Genomic DNA, 273 nt, shown 5'->3' with positions numbered 1-273 from the left:
TAATAAAGCAGCCGCAGGCCGAACTGAATCAGACGCGGCGGGCGAGCGCTGTTGATCAGACCAAAGTTTGGAGAAACCACACTAGACGTTGGCAGGCCGAATTGCGCGTGATTGAATGCGTTGAAGAGCTCGCCCCGAAACTGCAAACGAGTTCCTTCGCGCACGGGGATCGGCCACATTTTTTCCACGCCGATATCCCAGTTGTTGATTCCCGGACCGTACATGACGTTCCTTCCGGCGTTGCCATAATAACCGGAAGGCGGCGCTCCATAA

Annotated in this window: 1 protein-coding gene; it reads right to left on the bottom strand. The window is 55.3% G+C overall.

Translation table 11 applies throughout. From position 1 onward, the window contains the following. The coding region (locus tag ACLJNW_RS25035) for a hypothetical protein (RefSeq protein WP_410961334.1) at window positions 1–224 on the bottom strand (224 nt) is incomplete at its 3' end. Window positions 225–273 lie beyond the last annotated feature (49 nt).

It is taken from the genome of Salmonella sp. SAL4457, from assembly GCF_046548235.1.
Taxonomy (GTDB): domain Bacteria; phylum Pseudomonadota; class Gammaproteobacteria; order Enterobacterales; family Enterobacteriaceae; genus Salmonella; species Salmonella enterica.
Note: the sequence above shows the minus strand (reverse complement) of the source record. Positions and strands in the feature narration are given on the sequence as shown.